This window comes from Niveispirillum sp. GW835-FHT14G11 (assembly GCF_058793615.1).
Genome location: NZ_JBXAFZ010000002.1, coordinates 139,036 through 158,622, shown reverse-complemented (window position 1 = coordinate 158,622; position 19,587 = coordinate 139,036). Strand labels below are relative to the sequence as shown.

Genomic DNA, 19,587 nt, shown 5'->3' with positions numbered 1-19,587 from the left:
TTTTCCGGCCCGCGTCCGGTTCCTTGCCCCCGGCAGCGTCACAGCAGGCGAAGACCATCGAACGATATGCGGGGGGGAGCCGCCGTCATGGGCAGAGTGCAGTCGATCTACCGCTATCCCATCAAGGGCATGACAGGCCAAAGCCTGTCCGCCGCCACGCTCCGGCCCGGGCAGTCCCTTGCCGGTGACCGCGCCTATGCCATCGCGTTGCCCGATAGCGGGTTCGATCCGGCAGCGCCTACGCATCTGTCGAAAAGCAGGTTTCTGGTGCTGATGAACCATCCCCGGCTGGCGCGGCTGCACGCGGCCTTCGCCGATGATGGACGGCATGTTACCCTGTCGGCCGATGGCCACGTGCTGCTGACCGCTGATCTGGACGATCCGGCGGACGCGGCGGCGCTGGCGGCGGTCGCCGCCCCCTATGGCGAGCGGCTGAAGGGGCGGCCCAGCCTGGTAACGGCCCCCGGCCATATGTTTGCCGACATTCCCGACCGGCATCTGTCGCTGATCAATCTGACCAGTGTGGAAGCGCTGTCGGACATCGTGGGGACGGTCCTGGACCCCTTGCGCTTTCGCGGCAACCTCAATCTGGAGGGGCTGGCCCCCTGGGCGGAGAAGCAATGGGTGGCCGGCCAGGATATCCGCGTCGGCGCCTCCCTGCTGCGTGTCGTGAAACCCATCACCCGCTGCGCCGCCACGGCCGTGAACCTGGAAAGGGGGGAGGTGGATATCAACCTGCCCCTGGTGCTGCGCCGAGAGTTCGGCGCCAATGTCATGGGCGTCTATGCTGCGGTGATTGAGGGCGGGGAGATCAGGCCGGGCGACGGGGTGCAGGTACAGCCGCTGGAGAATGGGGGCATGGCATGAGTGACGACAAACAGGACCAGTTGCGCGCCCTCTATCATCTGGGCGCCACCACCATCTTCTCCTGCCGCCGCGACCCACGTTTCGCCTATGCGCTTTATGTGCCGCACCGGCTGGACCGTTTGGACCGGACGAAGACCACCATTCTGGTCTCCGTCCATGGCACAGGGCGGATGCAGTCGCTCTACCGCGACCTGTTCGCGGAATTTGCCGAATATAATAACTGCATCGTCCTGGCCCCGCTGTTCCCGGCCAATGTCCTGCAGGATGGCAACCTGAGTGGCTATAAGTACATGCGGGAAGGGGACATCCGCTACGATCTGGTCATGCTGGACATGATCGACCAGGTGGCGGGCCAGTACGGGGTGTCGGGCGACAAGGTGCTGATGTTCGGCTTTTCCGGCGGCGGGCATTTCACCCATCGCTTCACCATCCTGCACCCGCACCGGGTCCGTGCCGCGTCCGTGGGCGCGCCGGGATCGGTGACCCTGCTGGACCCCGCCCGACCCTGGTGGGTGGGGGTGAAGGACTGCCGGGAGATTTTCGGCATTGACGTGGACCCGGATGGGGTGCGCGGCATTCCAATGCATTTCGTGGTGGGCGAGGCCGATAACGAGACCTGGGAAATCACCTTCCAGCCGGGCGACCGCCACTATGTGGAAGGGGCCAATGATGCCGGCGCAACGCGCGGCGACCGGCTGCGGACCCTGGCCGACAGCTTCCGGACCCATGGCGCCTGCGTGCGGCTGGACACGGTGTCCGGCGCCACGCATGACGTGACCTCGGTCATCCAGAAGACCCGTGAATTTTTCCGCGACGTGCTGGCGGGGGAGGTGGTGCCATGAAGCCCCTGCTGATCCGCCTGCATAAATGGGCCGGGCTGGCGCTGGGTCTGCTGATCCTGCTGCAGGCCGTGACGGGCATCCTGATCACCAACCGCGATGCGCTGATGGGCCTGTTCTATGGCGCCGGGCCGGTGGTGGCGGAACTGCCGCTGGACCAGATCATGGAAAATCTGCGCGACGCCCGACCGGAACATCGGCTGGAGCGTATCATCACGCCACCCGATGGATTGCCGCTGGTGGCGCGGCTGGAGGATCGGGCGGGGCGTCTGGAGATCGCCCATGTCGATCCCGCCACCGGCGACATCCGGTCCATTGGTCCGCTCTGGCGCTATCCGCTGCAACTGGCCGATCGGCTGCATGTGTCGTTGATGATGGGGGCGGCCGGCCATGCCGTGCTGCTGACCGAGGCTCTGGTGCTGCTGTTCATGCTGGTCAGCGGGTTGATCGTGTGGTGGCCGCCGGCCGGGCGCTATATCCGGGCGCTGACCATCCATCGCGGCAAGGGGCGGATGCGTTTCCTGCGCGATCTGCATGTGGTTCCGGCGGCGTTGCTGGCCCTGCCCCTGATCGTCATGGTGACGGCGGCATCCCTGGTCATTGCCGAACCTTTGGTGGGACCGGCGGTGGAGATGATGGCGCCCGTCAATCCCCCCCTTGCCATCGACCTGCCGCCTGTGCCGCCCGGCACCGAACCCGTGGGGCAGGCCAAGGCGCTTGCCATGTTGCTGGCCCGGTTCCCGGATGGTCAGTTGCGACAGATCCGGCATTTCGGCTTGCAATACCGGCTGCTGGGTGTGGTCATGCAGGATCACGACGCGGTCAATCCGCGCGCCCACCACATGGCCGGCCTGGACCGCGCGACGGGGGAGTTGATCGTCTATGCCGATGCCAATGACAGCCCGCCAGGCCAGCAGGTCATCGACTGGATATTGCCGCTGCATAGCGGGGAATGGATGGGGCCCGCACGCGGATTTGTGGTGACGCTGGAGGGGCTGGGGCTGGCGGCCCTGGTCGTTACCGGCTTCTGGATGTGGCTGGCCCGCCGCCGCGTGCGCCGCCGGGCGAAGGCCGCGGCGACCGCGACTGTCCTGGCGCTGCTGCTGGTACCTGTCGTTCCGGACGCAGGCGCAGGCCAACCATACTATGGCGGACAGGTGCGGGTGGCGATCAATTCCGACATCCTGTCCACCAATCCCGGCGTACTGCGCGACGGCAACACGGACACGGTGCTGTACCATGTGGGTGAGGCGCTGGTGGCCTATCGCGACGATCTGAGCGTCGCACCGCTGCTGGCGGAAAGCGTCACCCTGTCCCCCGACCGCCGCACCTACAGCTTCGTGCTGCGCCCCGGCCTGACCTTTCATAATGGCGCCCCCGTGACGGCACGGGAGGTAAAATGGAGCTGGGATCGGCTGATGGACCCGGCCACGGGCTTCCGCTGCCGTGAATATTATGATGGGCGCGGGGCGAACGGGCTGAAGCTGGAGCAGGTGGAAATGGTGGATGATCGTACCGTGCGGTTCCACCTCAACAAGCCCAGTGCCCTGTTCCTGGACCGGATGGCCAACCTGCAATGCCAGACGCCGATCCTGCATCCCGACAGTGTCGGGCCGGACGGGCAATGGCGCGCACCTATCGGCACAGGCCCCTATCGACTGGGCGAATGGAAGCGCGGGCAATCGGTGACGCTGGACCGGTTTGAGGGCTATGTCTCCCGGACCGAGCCGCGCGACGGGCTGACGGGGGAGAAGAAGGCCTGGCTGAACCGGATCATCTTCACCGTGGTGCCCGACCGGCTGGCGGCCAAGTCCGCCGTCTATGCCGGCAATATGGACCTGGTCTTCGCCGTGCCGCTGGCCGCCTATGGTGAGTTGAAGCGGCGGCAGGAGAAGCGGGGCGATATCCGCCTCTACCGGCATGACACGCTGGATTGGACGGTGCTGCTGATGCAATCGCGTGACCCGCTTCTGTCGGATGTGCGGTTGCGACGGGCCATCGCCCAGGCCATCTCCGCCCCCCTGGTGGCGGAGATTTCCAGCTTCGGGCTGGCCCGGCCCAACCCATCGGCCACCCAGGGGCTCAGCCCTTTTCACACGGAAGCGCACGATCAATGGCTGACCTACGATCCCGTCGCCGCCCGTGCGCTGGCCCGCGAAGCCGGTTATGACGGCCAGGAACTGGTGATCCAGGCCAACCGTCGCTTCTCCTACATGTTCGACAATGCCGTGGCGGCGCAGGCCATGCTGACGGCCGCCGGATTCAATGTCCGGATCGAGGTGATGGACTGGGCCACGCAATTGTCGAACTTCTTCAATGGCCGGTTCCAGATATCCTCCTTCGGCTATTCGGCGCGCAGCCATCCCGCCCTGATGGCCGGCAATTTCACCGGCTCCAAGTCGCTGCGCGCCAGCTTCCAATGGGAGGACCCGATGGCCATGGCGGCGCTGGAACGGATCGAGGGCGTGACCGATACCGCCGCCCTGCAGGCCGAACTGGACCTGATCCACCGCCGCATGCGCGAGGATGTGCCGATGATCGGCCTCTATAACGACCATATCATCGATGTTTCCACGGCGCGGATGCAGGGTTACCAGCCCTGGGCCTTCGGGCGGCCCCGCCTGTGGGGGGTGTGGATGGCGCCGGCGACCGGAGGTTCCTCATGATCGCCGTGGCGCTGCGCCGGCTGGCCGGAACGCTGCCCACCCTGCTGGTCGTTTCCGCCGTCATCTTCCTGCTGCTGCGGCTGGTGCCGGGTGATCCGGCCGCCCTGATCGTGGGCGATCTGGCCAGCGGGGAGGAACTGGCCCGCGTGCGGGCAGAGATGGGGCTGGACCGGCCGCTGCCGGCCCAATACCTGATCTGGCTGGGCCATGTGATCCAGGGCGATCTTGGCACCTCCTTCATGACGGGGGAGGATGTGATGGACGCGCTGTGGCACCGGTTCAGCGTGACGGTGCAGGTGGTGGTGCCGGCCTTCCTTCTGTCGGCGCTGGCCGCCATTCCGCTGGGCCTTCTGGCGGCGCGCCATGCCGACCGGGGCGCCGACCGGGTGATCGTGCTGGGCGCCACCATCCTGGTCTCCGTCCCCAGCTTCTGGATGGGGCTGCTGCTGATCCTGCTGTTCGGGGTACAGCTGGGCTGGCTGCCGACCCTGGGTTTCGTCTCCATCGCCGACAATGCCGGGGAATGGGTGCAGCATGTGGTGCTGCCGGTGGCGGCGTTGGTCTGCGTGGAAACGGCGATCCTCACCCGCATGGTACGGTCCAGCGCGCTGGAGGTGATGGGCCAGGATTACGTCGCCTATGCCCGCGCCAAGGGTTTGCCCGAAGGACTGATCCTGCGCCGGCATGTGGCCCGCAACGCCCTGGCCCCGGCCGTGACGCTGCTGGGTCTGATCCTGGGCAGCCTGCTCAGTGGCACGGCGGCCATCGAGACGGTGTTCGGCATTCCGGGATTGGGCCGGTTCCTGGTGGAGGCCATCTATGCCCGCGATTATCCGGTGATCCAGGGCACCTTGCTTTTCGTCGTGCTGGTCTATGCGCTGGTCAATCTGGGCGTCGACCTGCTCTATCCGCTTCTCGATCCCAGGGTGTCGTCGTCATGACCCGGACCTTCGCCCACCGCCCGATCTATGCCATGGCCGTTGCCGGCCTGCTGTTGCTGGCGGGGGCTGCCCTGTGGGGGGCCGTGCACACGCCGCATGATCCACTGGCGCTGGATGTGGCCACCCGCCTGCGGGCACCGTCGGCCACCTATTGGCTGGGTACCGACCAGTTCGGGCGCGATCTTCTGTCCCGTCTGCTGGTCGGGGCCGGTGTGTCGCTGCGTGTCTCCATCGCCACGGTGTGCGTGGCCCTGCTGGCCGGGCTGGTGCTGGGGGCGGCGGCCGGCTATTTCCGGGGCATGGTGGACCGGGTCATCGGCGGGCTGGTCGATGCCTTCCTGGCCATGCCGGGCATCCTGCTGGCGCTCGCCCTGATCGCGGTCATGGGTGCCAGCGAGGGCGGGGTGATCCTCGCCCTGGGCCTGGCTTACACGCCCAATGTGGCGCGTGTTGTGCGCGGCAGCGTGCTGTCGCTGCGCGCGATGCCCTATGTGGAAGCCGCACGCCTGTTCGGCCATCCGCACTGGTTCATCATCGCCCGCCATATCGTGCCCAACGTGGTGGGCCCGGTGACCGTGCTGGCCACCTCATATTTCGCGCAGGCGCTGTTGTCGGAAAGCGTGCTCAGTTTCCTGGGCCTGGGCGTGCCGCCGCCGCATCCCAGCTGGGGCGGGCTGCTGGCAGAAGGCCAGGGCTTCATCGGCGACGCGCCCTGGCTGTCGGTGTTTCCGGGGCTGGCCATCGCGCTGGCACTGCTGTGCATCAACCTGACGGGCGATGCGCTGCGCGACCGGTTCGACCCGCGGCGCGCGTAGCGGGTCAATCCACATGCGATGCGTGCGTGCGCATCAGGTCGGCCAGCCTGACCGCATCGCGCGCCCGCAACGCCGCCAGGATGGCGAAATGCTCGGCACTGCTGGCCTGCAGCCCGTCAAAGCTGGCATAGCGGCTGAAGGGGCCAACGACGCAGCATTCGCGCAGGTTCTGAATCACCTGGGCCATCATCCTGTTGCTGCCCAGGGCATTCAGCCTTGCATGGAAAGTGTAGTTGGCCAGGCGCAGTTCGGCATGGTTGCCGCGCCTGGTCAGCGCTTCGAACTGCCGCGCCAGTTCCTCCAACTCGTCCAGGTCGGCGTCGGTGACATTGGCCACCATGGCGGGCACCGACGCGCCCTCCAGCACCACGATCATCTCCGTCACGTCGCGGATGTCGTCATTGTCGCGGTTGGAGACGCGGAACCCCTGGTTCTTCACATATTCTACCAGCCCGCGATCGGACAGGCTGCTGAGTGCGGCCCGCACCTCCGACCGGCTGGCGGCATATTGGGCCTCCAGGTCGGCCTGCTTCAGCCATTGGCCGGGGGGGAAGCGGCCCTCCAGGATATGGGCGCGCATGCGGTCGAACAGGGGTTCGGACTTGGGCCGCGTGGTCACGTCGGCTGCCCGCAGATTAAGCATCACTCATCCTCCCGCAGCGCCGGGGTAGCGCTGGTCATGGTCCGTCTACCCTGTAATGACGCTGCCCGGACCCATTTCCCGGACTTGGCCCCATACGGTAAAGCCCTTGCCCAATCGTCTTCCAGGGCAGAAGCATAGCGGGGCCGTAAAGCCGCCGCCATCCGCCAAGAAGGGAAAATACATGAGAAGCGGCACCTTCGCCCTGCTGTTGGCGCTGGCCCTGCCAGCGCCCGCCCTGTCCGGCATGGTGCCCGACCGGGGATTGCCGCCGGCTATGACCGTGGCCATCACCCTGCCGGATGGACGGCCGCTGGCCTATGACACCTATGGCGGAGGGCCGGTGACGCTGGTCCTGGTCCATGGCTGGATGTGCGACCGGTCGCACTGGAATTTTCAGGTACCGGTGCTGGCCGCCGACTACCGCGTGGTGACGCTGGACCTGCCGGGCCATGGACAGGCGGGTGCCGTGCCGGCCGATGGCGGGATGGAAGGGCTGGGGGCGGCAGTAGCCCAGGTGGCCGCCGATGCCGCCAAAGGCGATCCCATCATTCTGATCGGCCACTCCATGGGGGGTCCGGTGGCGCTGGACGCGGCCCGCCGGCTGGGCGGACAGGCGAAGGGCGTGGTGGGTGTCGATACGCTGAAGCGTCCCGGAACCCCGCGCGATCCCGCCCGCATGGCCGGGCTGGAGGCGATGATGCGGGCCGATTTCCGGGGTGGGACCTTGGAGATGGTCGCCAACAGCTATTTCACGCCGGGCGCCGACCCGGCCCTGGTCAAGGCGGTGGCAGAAGGGATGGCCGCCGGGTCGCCGGACCTGGCCATCCGACTGGCGACGGCGCTTGACGCCTATGACACGGCGGCGGCCATGAAGGCGCTGGCGGCGGTACCGCTGGTGCTGATCAATGCCGCCGGGCGCGGCACCGACCGTGCCGCCATCGCTGCCGTGCGACCTGACGCCCGTGTTCTGGAACTGCCCAGCACCGGCCATTTCCTGATGATGGAGACGCCGGCCACCTTCAACGCCGCGTTGCGCGCCGAACTGGCGCGGCTGACGGATGGAAAGGGGACCCCGTGAGCCTGCTGACCATCCGCGACCTGTCCATCCGCTTTGACGGCATGGCGGAACCCGTGCTGTGCGGCATTGACCTGACCCTGGCGGCAGGGCAGGTGGCGGCCCTGGTTGGTGAATCAGGATCGGGCAAGACGTTGCTGAGCCGCAGCCTGATCCGTCTGTTGCCGCCTGGCGCGACGCTGTCGGCGGCGGAAATGCGGTTGGACGGGCAGGACCTGCTGACGGCCGACGAGACGGCTTTGCGCCGGCTGCGCGGCGGCGGCATCGGCTTCGTCTTCCAGGAACCGCTGTCCAGCCTGAACCCGACCCTGAAGATCGGCCTGCAGCTGACCGAAGCGCTGCGCATCCATCGAAGGCTGGACCGGCATGAATGTCGCCGCCGGGCCATCGCGATGCTGGACCGCATGCGCATCCGCGATCCGGAAACCTGCCTGGACCGTTACCCGCATGAATTGTCGGGCGGCATGCGCCAGCGCGTCATGCTGGCCGCAGCCTTGATCACAGAACCCAAGCTGATCATCGCGGACGAGCCGACGACGGCGCTGGACGTGTTGGTGCAGGCCGACGTGATCGGACTGCTGCGGCTGGCGGCCCAGGATTTGGGCTGTGCGGTGCTGATCGTCACCCATGACCTGTCGGTGGTGGCGCAGGCCGCTGAACAGGTGCATGTTATGGAAAGGGGCCGGATCGTCGATGGCGGACCGCCGGCCGCGCTGTTCGCCGCACCGTCGCATCCCTATACCAGCCTGCTGCTTTCCGCCTTGCCGGGACCGCCGCCGGTGGTGGCGCCCATTGTGCACAAGCCTGCGGAACTGTTATCGGTGCGCGGCCTGTCGGTGCGTTTCCAGCCGAGTGGCGGTTGGCCCTGGCGCCGCCCGGTGCCCGTGACAGCGCTGGACGGCATCGACCTGGATCTGGGTGCCGGAGAGACGCTGGCCGTGATCGGGGAGAGCGGATCAGGCAAGACCACACTGGGCCGTGCGGTGGCGGGGCTGCAGCCCTTCCATGCCGGAGAGATCCTGGTGGAGGGTCGTCGCCTGGCCGATCTGCGCGCCCATGAGCGCCGCGTGCAATATATCTTTCAAGACCCGATGGCGGCGCTCGACCCGCGCATGTCCGTGGCCGGCATAGTGGGGGAGGGGCTGCTGTTCGCCGGTATCGATGCCGCCGAGCGGGCACGGCGCGTGGCCACGGCACTGGAGCGCGTGCATCTGGACCCGGCCCGCTTCGGACCGCGCCTGCCGCATCAGCTTTCCGGCGGGCAGCGTCAGCGCGTCAACATCGCCCGCGCCATCGCCTGTGAACCCCGGCTGATCGTCGCGGATGAGCCGGTGGCCGCCCTGGACCTGACGGTGCAGAAGCAGGTGGTGGACCTGTTCCGCGCATTGTCGGACAGCCTGGGCTTCGGCTGCCTGTTCATCACCCACGATCTGGGCGTGGTGGAGCATGTGGCCGACCGTTTGGCCGTGCTGCACCATGGAAAGCTGGTGGAGCAGGGGGCGACGGCCGAACTGTTTCGGCGGCCCCGACATCCCTATACCGCCCAGTTGGTTGCCGCCACGCCCTGCGTGGAGCCGATGTCCGGGGGTGGATACCGTTTCGTGCCCAGGGCGATGAACGGCTGAGTTTCCGACGCTTCCAAGCAGTTCCCGACGCCCGGACCCTGCAACGGTCCGGGCGTTTGCGTATGCGCGCTTCAGCGTTAAGAATCGCCAAAATCCCCAATAAAATAGGTTGGTAAATTGGTAACTATTTTGTAGACTATCTCCATCATCCAGGCAGGACAGAACGCGAGCGCCCCGGCAAGGGGCAGCTTTTCGCGATGGGCGGATGCATGCCCGGCCGCCTGGATGCCCAGGGACAGCTTATGTGTGGGGGACGACAGATGCCGGTCGGGTCCGAACGGATAGAATCCGCCTATCGCCAGCACCATGAGGAGGTGCGCCGTTTTCTGCTGTCGCGCACACGCTGCGCCGAGACGGCGGAGGATATATTGCAGGACACCTATATCCGCCTGATCGGGACGGTCGGTGACATGTCGATCGCGGACTTGCGCTCCTACATGTTCAAGATCGCCTGCAACCTGATGATCGACCATCACCGCCGCTTCGTGCGCACCACGGCACGGACAGTGGATATCGCGGACAATCACGACCTGCCAGCCCCGGAACCCGACGCGGAGGCGATCATGTCGCTGCGCGACGAGATAAGGCAGATGGAGCGGGATCTGTCCGCACTGTCGCAACTGGCCCGGCGCATATTCTGGCTGAGCAGGGCAGAAGGGTTCCGGAACTACGAAATCGCCGACATGCTGGGTGTCTGCCTGTCCACGGTGGAGAAGAACATCAACAAGGCAACGCGCTGCTGCCGCCTGGCGGTGGGCGCTTACTGAAACGCCCCACCATACCATCGGTCAAATCCTGCCCCTACATCCAGCGACATTGCAGCAGAAGGCTGATCGCGGTTGCTGACGCAATCCACCCGATCCGGCAGCCCTGGTCGTTCAGGCGGTGAAGAAATCGGCCCTGGCCTGGCCCTGCGGGTCATAAACGGGCTCAATCAGGTCGACGCGGTATTTGCGGGCCTCTGCCGCCGTCATGCCGGCCTTCTGCAGCAGGCCGACCATGGTGCTGTAGGCGGGGGCCGCGAAATGGGCGCGCAGGGCCGCCTCGTCGCGCCATTCCTCGAACACGTTCACACGCGCCGGGTTCTTGTGATCGGCACCCCAGCTATATTCAACGCATCCATCCTCCCCCAGTGCCTCCTGGATCAAAGGATCGGCATCCGCCAGGAACTGCGCACGCAGGGTGGGGTCCACGTCCAGCGTGGCCATGATGACGATGGGCATTATCTTCGTCCTTGATCGGATGGTTCACAGGCTGGGCGGGGCGGCGGCCGGATCATCCTTCAGGTAATGATCGACCCAGCGGTGGAAATACTGGTTGCCGCGTTCATTACGGCCAAAGGTGACATGCTCCAGCCCGCCCGCCTCCAGCCCCTTCTGAATGGACAGGCCCAGCACATAATCCTCCTGATTGGTCACATCGCCGAAGAAGCTGGCCATCATGGCCATCTTCTCACGCTCCGCCTCGTCCGCCGGTGCGTGGGGGGTGACATAGGTCAGGATGGTGCGGTTCTGCCCCGGTGTCGGACCCGGCAACAACAGCGCAATCTGTGCGATTTCCGGGGCCACGAAGATGGAGAGGTTGGGGAACAGGGTACGCACGAAATCGTACCCGTCATTTTGATGCTGATGCCATTCGTCGCGCGGCACGTCGCGCAGCGTGCCGATGCTGCGCTGGGGGAAACCGATGCGCAGATGCGGGCCGAACCCGTCAAAATGCATGATGTTGGAAAAGGTACGCGGATGCACCGTATCCGGATGGGCGGTGGCGAAATGATAGCCCTCCAGATAACCGTCATAGGCGATCTTCCAGTTGGCGCCAAAGATGTCGCGGTTGCCGCAAAAGTGCCATTTGCCGAAATCCAGGCTCTCCAGATCGGCCAGCATCCCGCCCAGATAGGATGTCACATCGATATCCAGGCCCGGCGTCAGGATCACGAAGATCATGCCGGCCACTTCCTGGCAGGGAAGCTGTTTCAGGCGGTGGCAATCCTTGTCCACTTCTCCGAACTTGGCCTTTTCCGACACGGCGAACAGCCGGCCGTCATTATGGAAGGTCCAGGCATGGTAGGGGCAGGAAAAGCGGCTGGCCGATCCCTGGCCCGGCTTGACCAGAGGCGCGCCGCGATGGGTGCAGACATTCAGCATGGCATGCACCCGCCCCTCACGGTCGCGGGTGAGCAGGACGGGGACGTCCATCACCTCCATCGCCTTGTAATCGCCGGGGTTGGGCAGTTCGATGGACAGGGCCAGCATCAGGGGCAGGCGCTTGAAGATCAGGGCCATCTCCCGCTCGAACCGGGCAGGGTCCAGATAGTCACGGGCCGGCACCTTCAGGATGTCCGCCGCCTGATCCGTGGTCTGCGTCTCCACATAGGTAAGCATCGCTTCAACCGACCGGTTGATCTGTTCCGCAAGCGCCGTCATCTCACTCCCCATATATCATTCAAAGCGGCGCTGCGAACGGTCTGGGCCGCCGACAGGACATCCACGATGATTTATGATTCATACGTCATCGTTACTGTCCGTGATTGGCTTGTCAAGGCAGGTTCGATGGTGTTTCAGCGAATTTGAATAAAACGGCCTTCCAGCGGCGGTTGCCGCTTGACAGGTCGCCGGCTTCGATCAACTAATGACTAATGAATCATAAATCGTAAAAAAGGTCCAATGCGGGCAAGGCGCGTTTCTCAGCGGCCCGCGCCCGCCGGCCCTGATAGAGATCGGGAGGATGTCAGATGGGTCGTTTGCAAGGCAAGGTCGCCCTTGTCACGGGTGCGTCGTCCAATCCCGGCCTTGGCTATGCCACGGCTTGCCGTCTGGCGGCCGAGGGGGCCCGGCTGGTGACCACCGACATGGACGAAGCGGGCGCCGGCCTTTGCGCCGCGGCTATCCGCGACGCGGGTGGAGAGGCCATCCATCTGCGCCATGATGTGGTGTCGGAGGAGGATTGGGCCCATGTTATCGCGGAAACGGATAAAAGGTTCGGCCGCCTGGACATCCTGGTCAATAATGCCGGCATCCATCTGACCAAGAGCATCGACGACACCACGCCCAAGGAATTTCAGCGCCAGTTGGATGTCAATCTGGTGGGCACCTTCCTGGGCGTGAAGACGGCCCTGCCCCTGATGCGCCGGTCGGGGGGCGGGTCCATCGTCAACCTGTCCTCTATCGCGGGGACGCTGGGCATCCACGGCCTGTCTGCCTATGCGGCGGCCAAGGGCGGGGTACGGACCATGACCAAGACCATCGCCATCGAAGGGGCGCCCGACAATATCCGCTGCAATTCCATCCATCCAGGCATGATCTGGACCAATATGATGAAGCAGGCGGCCGTCAGTGCCGAAGCGGTGAAGGACGCGCTGATGGCGGCGATCCCGTTGCGCCGGATGGGCGAGCCCGACGACATCGCCAATGCCGTGCTGTTCCTGGCCTCGGACGAAAGCCGGTACATCACGGGTATCGAGCTATATGTCGATGGCGGCATGTGGGCGCAGTGACCGGGGGACAATATGCTTGATCGCGGTTTGAAGGGGGCGCTGGTCCTGGTGACCGGCGCCTTGCGCGGGATCGGTCTGGCCACGGCCGAACGGCTGGCGGCGGAAGGGGCGCAGGTTATCGTCACCGACCTGTCGCCGCCCGATGACCCGCTGGTGGGGCAGGTCCTGGGCCGGCTGGGTCCGGCGGGTGTTTATCTGCGCCTGGATGTCACGTCGGAGACCGATTGGGATCTGGCGCGCGGCTGGGTGGAGAACCGCTGGGGCGCCTTGGACGTTCTGGTCAACAATGCCGGCACCGACATGGTGGGACCTGTGGATCAGGCCAGCCTTGCCGCCTGGCACCGGCTGATGGCGGTAAATGTCGATAGTGTGTTCCTGGGCGTGCGCACCTTTACGGCAGCATTGGCGGCCGGCGGGGCAGGGCGGCGGGGTGGGGCCAGCGTGATCAATGTCGCCTCCATCATGGGGCTGGTCGGGTTTGCCGAGACATCGGCCTATAATACCAGCAAGGGGGCGGTGCGCCTGTTCACCAAGGCGGTGGCCATCGAGTTTGCCCAGGCGCAGAAGCCGATCCGGGTCAATTCCATCCATCCGGGATTTGTGGAAACGCCGCTGCTGCATGTCGGCATGCAGCGCTGGGTCGATCAGGGCAAGGCGGCGAAGGCCCAGGACCTGATGGACGCCATTGCCGGCATGACGCCGGTGAAGCGTCTGGCCCAGCCTGATGAAATCGCCGCGGCCATTGCGTTTCTGGCCAGCAGCGATGCCAGCTATATGACCGGGTCGGAACTGGTGGTCGATGGCGGCTGGACGGCACAATAGGGGGAAAGGGTGATGAGCCAGGATCTGAGCGGGGCCGTCGCCCTGGTGACCGGGGCGGGGGGTGGCATTGGCCGTGCGATCTGTACCGCGCTGTCAAACGCGGGGGCCTATGTCGTGGCCGCCGACCGTCAATGGCCGGCCGACGCGGCCCCCGTGGCGGGGGAAAGGGCCGTGCTGGATGTGCGTGACGGTGACGCCTGGTCCACCTTGATGCGGGATATCCGCAAGCGGCACGGCAGGCTGGACGTACTGGTCAATAATGCCGGCATCCCACTGGTGGCCAGCATCGCGGAAACCACCCTGGAACAATGGCGGCTGTGTCAGGCGGTGAATGTCGAAGGCACGCTGCTGGGCATGCAGGCAGCCTTGCCGATGCTGCGTGAGGCCGGGGGCGACCGGCCGGGCGGGGCGTCCATCATCAATATCTCGTCGGTGGGCGGCCTGCGCGGGGCGCCGTTCAATGCCGCCTACTGCACCTCCAAGGCGGCGGTCCTGATGCTGACCAAGTCGGCGGCGCTGGAATTCTGTGCCCTCGGCTACCCGATCCGGGTCAATTCCGTCCATCCGGGTGCGGTGGGAACGGCCATGATCCAGGATATCATCAACCGCTATGTGGAACTGGGGTCGATGGCGTCGGTGGAGCAGGCGACGCAGGCCGTAAACGCCATGCACCCGATCGGCCGCCAGGCAAAGCCAGAAGAAATCGCCGCCGGCGTGCTGTTCCTGGCTTCACCGGCGTCAAGCTATATGGTGGGATCGGAGCTGGTCATTGATGGCGGCTATACCAGCCGGTGAATGATCAGGGCGCTGACCCGAAGGTTTGAGCCCATTGCGCCGCGTCCGGCCCGGTCAGCCAGTTCACCGCATTGGTGATCAGCCGGCGATAGGCCGGGTTGCCGTAGGCCGTGGGGCCATCCCCGCACTGGATATAGACCACGGGCGCATTGCCCGCGCGCTTGGCCCAGGCGATCAGGTCGCTGCCGGGCGGATGGTGCCAGTCCTTATTACAAAACATCCGCCCCTGCACGGCCAGGTCAGCGGAATAAAAATTGTCGCGGATGAAGCTGTGGTCGCTGCGCAGCAGGGGCAGCTTGTCATCTTCATCGATCTGGACCAGATACAACTCGTCGGTGATGTCGAAGCCGGTTCCCAGACCCGCCGTCACCGGATGCTCCGCCACCACCCGCACATGATGGTCGACATCATGGCGATAGCCACTGTCGTGCCGGCCGCGTGCGGCATCCGGGCTGTAATGAAACCGCCCGCCGATGATCTGTGACCACCGGTCCCAGGCGGGCCAGCCGGCCAGGGCATGATGCAGGAACAGCAGCGGCTTTCCCTGCTCCAGCAGCCGTTCCATGCCGCGTTTCATCATCGCCGGCGGTTCGACCGGCCTGACCGGCTGGCCAGGGTGGAACAGCAGGCCCGGCATGTCATAGAAAACCACGCAGTCGAATTCGACCAGCCGCTCCGGTTCCAACAGATAGGGGGCGGCGGGATGCTCGACATGGGCCCAGGCAAAGCCGTCCAACGCATCGAACAGGGCGAAGAAAGAGGGCTGGTCGAACGGGTGCCCCCGCGTGACCAGCAGCAGTTTTTTTGGCGCATCATACCGGATGACCATGGCTGCCGCCCGCGGGTTCAGTCAGGCCAGTCCACCGCCAGGACCGTTTTCCCGACCGTTTCCCCCGCCATCAGGCGGCAGAAACTGTCGGGTGCGTTGGCGATGCCATGCGTGACATTCTCCAGCGCCACCAGCTTTCCGTCCGCCGCCCATTGGTGCAGGTCGTGCCGTGCCTGGGGCAGGGTGTCGATGTGGGAGAACAGCAGAAAGCCGCGCATGGTCAATTGCTTGGCCACCACCTGCCACAGATTGTGGACGGGCGTGGGGCTGGCCTGGTTGTTATAGTCGGAAATCATGCCGCAGCAGACGATGCGCCCGAAATCCCGCATGCGCGGCAGCAGGGCATCCAGGGTGCGGCCGCCGACATTGTCAAAATAGACATCCACCCCGTCGGGGCAGGCATCGGCGATAGCGGCCCCCAGGTCACCCACGGCGCGGTAATTGATGGCGGCGTGGAAACCCAGCTTCTCCGTCAGGATCGCCGTTTTTTCCGCCGATCCGGCCAGCCCGACGACGCGGCAGCCGCGCAACCGGGCGATCTGTCCGGCCACACTGCCCACCGCACCGGCGGCGGCAGAGATGACAACCGTCTCCCCCGCCTTGATCCGGCCGACATCATGCAATCCGACATAGGCGGTCAGCCCCGATGGCCCCAGGGCGCCGACATAATGCGACAGGGGCACGTTCCAGCTGACATCCAGCCGTTCCAGCAGAATGGTCTCTACCGACAGAATGGAATAATCCTCCCAATGGGTCAGGCCCCAGACATGGTCACCGGGTTTGAAGCCGTCCAGGTTGGAGACCTCCACCACCCCCAGCGAGGGGCCACGGATGACGCCACCCAAGGGAATGGCCTGGAAATAATTGTCCTTGCCATCCAGCCAGCCGCGAATGGCCGGTTCCATGGAGAAATAGAGATTGCGAACCCGCATCTGACCAGGGCCAGGCTGGGGAATCGCTTCCTCTATCAGGGCGAAATCGCTGGGCTGCGGATTGCCGTTGGGGTGCGCGCGCAGAGTGATGCGGCGATTGACTGCCATCAGACAGGCTCCCTCACAAAAGAAGAGACCCGGCAGGACCGCTCTGATCCTGCCAGGTCGGTCTCAGAACTCGTAACCCAGCGAGATGCCATAGGTCCGCGGCTCGCGCCCGGAAGAGAAGGACCACAGCCCGGCGACGGTGAAAGCGGCATTCGGACCGCGATCATCGAACAGGTTGCGGCCATAGACCGTCACCTTGCCCTTGTTGTCACCCATGTCGAAATTCAGCGTGGCCGAGGCATCGAACAGGTTCTGCTTGTCCGACCGCACGCGCGGATCGTTGGACAGGACCGTCACATTGCCGGACGCGTCGACCTGCGTGGCGCCCAGCGAAATCTGCTGGTCATAGGGTGCGATGTAACGATAGCTGCCACTGAACACCAGATCGCCCATGCTGACCGGGACGGTATATTCCGCCGTCAGCGAGCCGGTAACATCCGGCGAGTAGATCATCTTCACATCGGAGTAGTCGAAATTGACCAGCGTACCGGCGGCGTTCGGGGCGGTAGTGATGAAGCCGCTGAAGTTGCTGTCCTGGATGCCCAGCGACGCCGTGACCTTGAAATCATGGGTGACACGGGCGGTGACATCCAGTTCAAGCCCCTTGATCTTGGCCTTGCCCACGTTGGAGACGATGGTCTCGTTGCCCGTGCCAACCGTGGTCGGAATGGTGGTGTTCTGCTGCAGGTCGCTATAGTCCGACAGGTATCCGGCCAGATTCACCTGCAAACGGTTCTCCAGCAGCGCGCTTTTGACACCGGCCTCATAGCTGTCAACCGTCTCCGGCCCGAACGGCGTGGTGGAGGAGACCAAGGTCTGCCCGCGGCTGGAGAAGCCGCCGGAACGGTAACCCCGTGACCAGGACGTGTAGAGCATGTTGTTGTCGTCGGGGCGATAATCCAGCACTACCTTGGGCGTGAATTTGCTGCCGCTATATTTGGCGTTGGGATATTGCGCCGTGCCGACCCGGTTGATCTGTTGCTTCTCATCTCGCGTCCAACGACCGCCGCCCGACAGGCGCCACTGGTCGGCCAGCTTCCAATTGAAGTCGCCGAACAGGGCGTAGGACTTGGCGCGACCGGTATTATACTGGTCGGCAGCGGGGTTGACCGCACCGAACAGGCGCGTGGCCTGGAACAGATCGAATTTGCTCTCGTAATAGAAGCCGCCGACCACATAGTCGAAACTGTCGGTCAGATTACCGGCCCCGCGCAGTTCCTGACTGAACTGCCAATAATCCTGAATGCGGTTGGTATAGTAGAGATCGGCAGACGACGCGTCGAAATCCTGGGTCTGCGCCTCGTCAGAGGTGCGATAGCCGGTGACAGCGGTGAAGTCGATGCCGTCCGTGTCCAGGTTCATCTCCAGCGTTGCCGCCGGTGACTTGTAGTTGGAATGGGCCGGACTGTTGAAGACCGTGTAAAGGTCCGACCGCGTGTTGCGGTTGCACTGGTTGGCCGGTGTGAAGGCGCAGAACACTTCCCCCGTCTTGGAGATGTTGGAATTGACCGGGTCGAAATCCTGGACCTGCTTTTCCAGGGTCAACAGGGCCTCGAAATTGTCGGTCGGGGTCAGCAGGAAGCTGGCACCGAAATTCTCGTTATTATTGCCGCCGACCCGCTTGCCGGTGATGCCGTTGCGGTAGTAGCCATCGCTTTCATTGTGGAAATAGAAGAACTTGGCGGCCAGCTTATCCTCAATCAGGCTGGTGTTCAGGATGGCGCGCGTGGCCCAGGTATTATACCTGCCATAGCTGACCTCCAGCTTGCCGCCATTTTCCCCAGTAGGGCGCGAGCGGCGGATATTGATCACACCGCCGATCGTGTTGCGGCCGAATAGCGTGCCCTGGGGGCCGCGCAGCACCTCGATACTGTCGATATCGAAGAAGTCCAGGAAGGCGCCCGTGCTGGTGCCGATGAAAACACCGTCGACGACGATGGCCACCGTCGGGTCGAAGGATTTTTCGACGTCGGCGAAAGACAGGCCGCGGATGGAGACATTGGCCGCGGCAGCACCAGAATTCTGCTGTGTGATCAGCACATTGGGGGCAGAGCCCATCAGGTCGCCGATATTCAGGGTCGCCTTGCTCTCCAGTTGTGCCGGCGTGATGGCTGTGACGGCCAGCGGCGTCTCCTGCAAGGTCTCGGACCGGCGGCGGGCTGTGACGATGATTTCTTCCAGCGCGTCGATCTGGGTGCCGGATGCGCCCCCAATGGCCTGTGCCAGCGCCGGCGGGGTGCTGGTCAGGACCAGGGCCGCGGCCGCCAGCAGGGTGGAACGCAAGGTGGGTGCGCAAGCCATGATGGATATCCTCCCTGTGGATGTCTTTTTTTGTGGGCTTGTTTGCAGCGACTCTTTCGGGCTGGGGACCGGCTTTCGCGTATCGGAACGGCGGTTCATTCCTGTCCAGAAGAGATGATTGATGAGTCATTAATCACTATATTCATGGCATGACCATGCGTCAATCCACCTTTCAAATTCGACGGTCGATTTCTGGATGAAATCGGATTGGATTTAAGGGGAACTCCCTAGACGAAGAGGGTTACGTGCCGGGCTTGACAGCCGGGTGCGGGCCCCGTTTAATGACTGTCGATTCATAAATCATAAAAATGCGGTCCGGATGGACATCGTGTCCGTCCGCCACCGCCCCATGATGGAGGAAACAAGTGACCCTGACCGATGCGGCCATCCGTAACCTGGCCACTGCCGAAGCCCTTTATGCCGCGACAGCGACGGGGAGCTGGTCCCTGGCCGAAACCATGCTGTGCGAGGATCTGGTGATCACGGAGGCGCAGACGCTGCCGTTTGCCGGTACCTATAGTGGCAAGGGTGCCTTGCGCGAACTGTACGCGAAGGTATTGAGCACCGCGCTGGGTGAGGCGCGGATCGAGGTGATGAACAAGATGGCGGCCGGTGATCATGTCGTCTATCTGCTGCAACTGGTTCCGCCGGTGGGCGAGCCGCTGGAACTGGTGGAGGTGTTCCATTTCGCCCCGGATGGGCGGGTGGCAGCGATCAAACCCTATTACTATGACAGCGCCGCTGTGACGGTGGCTGTCGCGCGGGCTCATGGGTGAAAATGCAGCGGGGCGGCCCTGTTGGTGCCGGCCCACTTCAGTGTCTTCCCCAATCCA

18 protein-coding genes are annotated in these 19,587 nt (G+C 64.5%); 12 read left to right on the top strand and 6 right to left on the bottom strand.

Going from position 1 to position 19,587, the window contains the following annotated elements; translation table 11 throughout:
- The first annotated feature begins 87 nt into the window (after positions 1-87).
- Genes AC1Q7F_RS04320 through AC1Q7F_RS04300 form a run of 5 tightly spaced genes read left to right on the top strand, consistent with a single transcriptional unit; the run spans position 88 to position 6,128 of the window.
- The gene (locus AC1Q7F_RS04320; RefSeq protein WP_492504166.1) at positions 88-867 is read left to right on the top strand and encodes an MOSC domain-containing protein; all 780 of its coding nucleotides are present in this window, start codon (positions 88-90) and stop codon (positions 865-867) included.
- Positions 864-1,709, top strand: a complete 846-nt coding sequence (locus AC1Q7F_RS04315) for an alpha/beta hydrolase family protein (protein ID WP_492504164.1) — start codon at positions 864-866, stop codon at positions 1,707-1,709. The genes AC1Q7F_RS04320 and AC1Q7F_RS04315 overlap by 4 nt, the downstream gene beginning before the upstream one ends.
- Complete coding sequence (locus tag AC1Q7F_RS04310; protein ID WP_492504162.1) at positions 1,706-4,372, top strand: ABC transporter substrate-binding protein; 2,667 nt, start codon at positions 1,706-1,708, stop codon at positions 4,370-4,372. Before AC1Q7F_RS04315 ends, AC1Q7F_RS04310 begins: the two co-directional genes overlap by 4 nt.
- On the top strand, positions 4,369-5,313 hold the full coding sequence (locus AC1Q7F_RS04305; protein WP_492504160.1) for an ABC transporter permease: 945 nt from the start codon (positions 4,369-4,371) through the stop codon (positions 5,311-5,313). The genes AC1Q7F_RS04310 and AC1Q7F_RS04305 overlap by 4 nt, the downstream gene beginning before the upstream one ends.
- A complete protein-coding gene (locus tag AC1Q7F_RS04300; protein ID WP_492504158.1) occupies positions 5,310-6,128 on the top strand; it encodes an ABC transporter permease in 819 nt (272 codons plus the stop codon). Before AC1Q7F_RS04305 ends, AC1Q7F_RS04300 begins: the two co-directional genes overlap by 4 nt.
- A 4-nt stretch (positions 6,129-6,132) precedes the next feature.
- On the opposite strand, the gene AC1Q7F_RS04295 is transcribed toward AC1Q7F_RS04300, so the two are convergent.
- On the bottom strand, positions 6,133-6,771 hold the full coding sequence (locus AC1Q7F_RS04295) for a GntR family transcriptional regulator (RefSeq protein ID WP_492504156.1): 639 nt from the start codon (positions 6,769-6,771) through the stop codon (positions 6,133-6,135).
- A gap of 181 nt (positions 6,772-6,952) precedes the next feature.
- Between AC1Q7F_RS04295 and AC1Q7F_RS04290 the strand changes: the two genes are divergently transcribed.
- The 3 genes from AC1Q7F_RS04290 to AC1Q7F_RS04280 all read left to right on the top strand — a co-directional run bounded on the left by AC1Q7F_RS04290 (position 6,953) and on the right by AC1Q7F_RS04280 (position 10,238).
- The gene (locus AC1Q7F_RS04290) at positions 6,953-7,849 is read left to right on the top strand and encodes an alpha/beta fold hydrolase (protein ID WP_492504154.1); all 897 of its coding nucleotides are present in this window, start codon (positions 6,953-6,955) and stop codon (positions 7,847-7,849) included.
- Positions 7,846-9,471 carry a dipeptide ABC transporter ATP-binding protein gene (locus AC1Q7F_RS04285; RefSeq protein WP_492504152.1) on the top strand — a complete coding sequence of 542 codons (1,626 nt, stop codon included), beginning with the start codon at positions 7,846-7,848 and terminating at the stop codon, positions 9,469-9,471. The genes AC1Q7F_RS04290 and AC1Q7F_RS04285 overlap by 4 nt, the downstream gene beginning before the upstream one ends.
- 260 nt (positions 9,472-9,731) lie before the next feature.
- Positions 9,732-10,238, top strand: coding sequence for an RNA polymerase sigma factor (locus AC1Q7F_RS04280; RefSeq protein WP_492504150.1), 507 nt, complete (start codon positions 9,732-9,734; stop codon positions 10,236-10,238).
- A gap of 111 nt (positions 10,239-10,349) precedes the next feature.
- Here AC1Q7F_RS04280 and AC1Q7F_RS04275 read toward each other — a convergent pair whose 3' ends face one another.
- Both AC1Q7F_RS04275 and AC1Q7F_RS04270 read right to left on the bottom strand, forming a co-directional pair.
- Entirely contained in the window at positions 10,350-10,694 is a 345-nt protein-coding gene (locus tag AC1Q7F_RS04275; RefSeq protein ID WP_492504148.1) for a putative quinol monooxygenase, read from the bottom strand.
- A gap of 24 nt (positions 10,695-10,718) precedes the next feature.
- Positions 10,719-11,897 (bottom strand): aromatic ring-hydroxylating oxygenase subunit alpha, encoded by a 1,179-nt coding sequence (locus AC1Q7F_RS04270; RefSeq protein ID WP_492504146.1) that lies wholly within the window; start codon positions 11,895-11,897, stop codon positions 10,719-10,721.
- A 308-nt stretch (positions 11,898-12,205) separates the two neighbouring features.
- On the opposite strand from AC1Q7F_RS04270, the gene AC1Q7F_RS04265 reads away from it, so the two are divergent.
- Genes AC1Q7F_RS04265 through AC1Q7F_RS04255 form a run of 3 tightly spaced genes read left to right on the top strand, consistent with a single transcriptional unit; the run spans position 12,206 to position 14,584 of the window.
- Entirely contained in the window at positions 12,206-12,967 is a 762-nt protein-coding gene (locus AC1Q7F_RS04265) for an SDR family NAD(P)-dependent oxidoreductase (RefSeq protein ID WP_492504144.1), read from the top strand.
- 12 nt (positions 12,968-12,979) lie between these two features.
- Positions 12,980-13,789, top strand: a complete 810-nt coding sequence (locus AC1Q7F_RS04260; protein ID WP_492504142.1) for an SDR family NAD(P)-dependent oxidoreductase — start codon at positions 12,980-12,982, stop codon at positions 13,787-13,789.
- A gap of 12 nt (positions 13,790-13,801) precedes the next feature.
- On the top strand, positions 13,802-14,584 hold the full coding sequence (locus AC1Q7F_RS04255) for an SDR family oxidoreductase (RefSeq protein ID WP_492504140.1): 783 nt from the start codon (positions 13,802-13,804) through the stop codon (positions 14,582-14,584).
- 4 nt (positions 14,585-14,588) lie between these two features.
- On the opposite strand, the gene AC1Q7F_RS04250 is transcribed toward AC1Q7F_RS04255, so the two are convergent.
- From AC1Q7F_RS04250 to AC1Q7F_RS04240, 3 genes are all read right to left on the bottom strand, one after another.
- Positions 14,589-15,413 (bottom strand): ThuA domain-containing protein, encoded by an 825-nt coding sequence (locus AC1Q7F_RS04250; RefSeq protein ID WP_492504139.1) that lies wholly within the window; start codon positions 15,411-15,413, stop codon positions 14,589-14,591.
- Between the two features lie 17 nt (positions 15,414-15,430).
- Positions 15,431-16,453: an NADP-dependent oxidoreductase gene (locus tag AC1Q7F_RS04245; RefSeq protein ID WP_492504137.1), complete on the bottom strand. Its 1,023-nt coding sequence runs from the start codon at positions 16,451-16,453 to the stop codon at positions 15,431-15,433.
- A gap of 63 nt (positions 16,454-16,516) precedes the next feature.
- The gene (locus tag AC1Q7F_RS04240) at positions 16,517-18,754 is read right to left on the bottom strand and encodes a TonB-dependent receptor (RefSeq protein ID WP_492504135.1); all 2,238 of its coding nucleotides are present in this window, start codon (positions 18,752-18,754) and stop codon (positions 16,517-16,519) included.
- 365 nt (positions 18,755-19,119) lie between these two features.
- Between AC1Q7F_RS04240 and AC1Q7F_RS04235 the strand changes: the two genes are divergently transcribed.
- Positions 19,120-19,530, top strand: coding sequence for a nuclear transport factor 2 family protein (locus AC1Q7F_RS04235; RefSeq protein ID WP_492504133.1), 411 nt, complete (start codon positions 19,120-19,122; stop codon positions 19,528-19,530).
- The last annotated feature ends 57 nt before the right edge of the window (positions 19,531-19,587 follow it).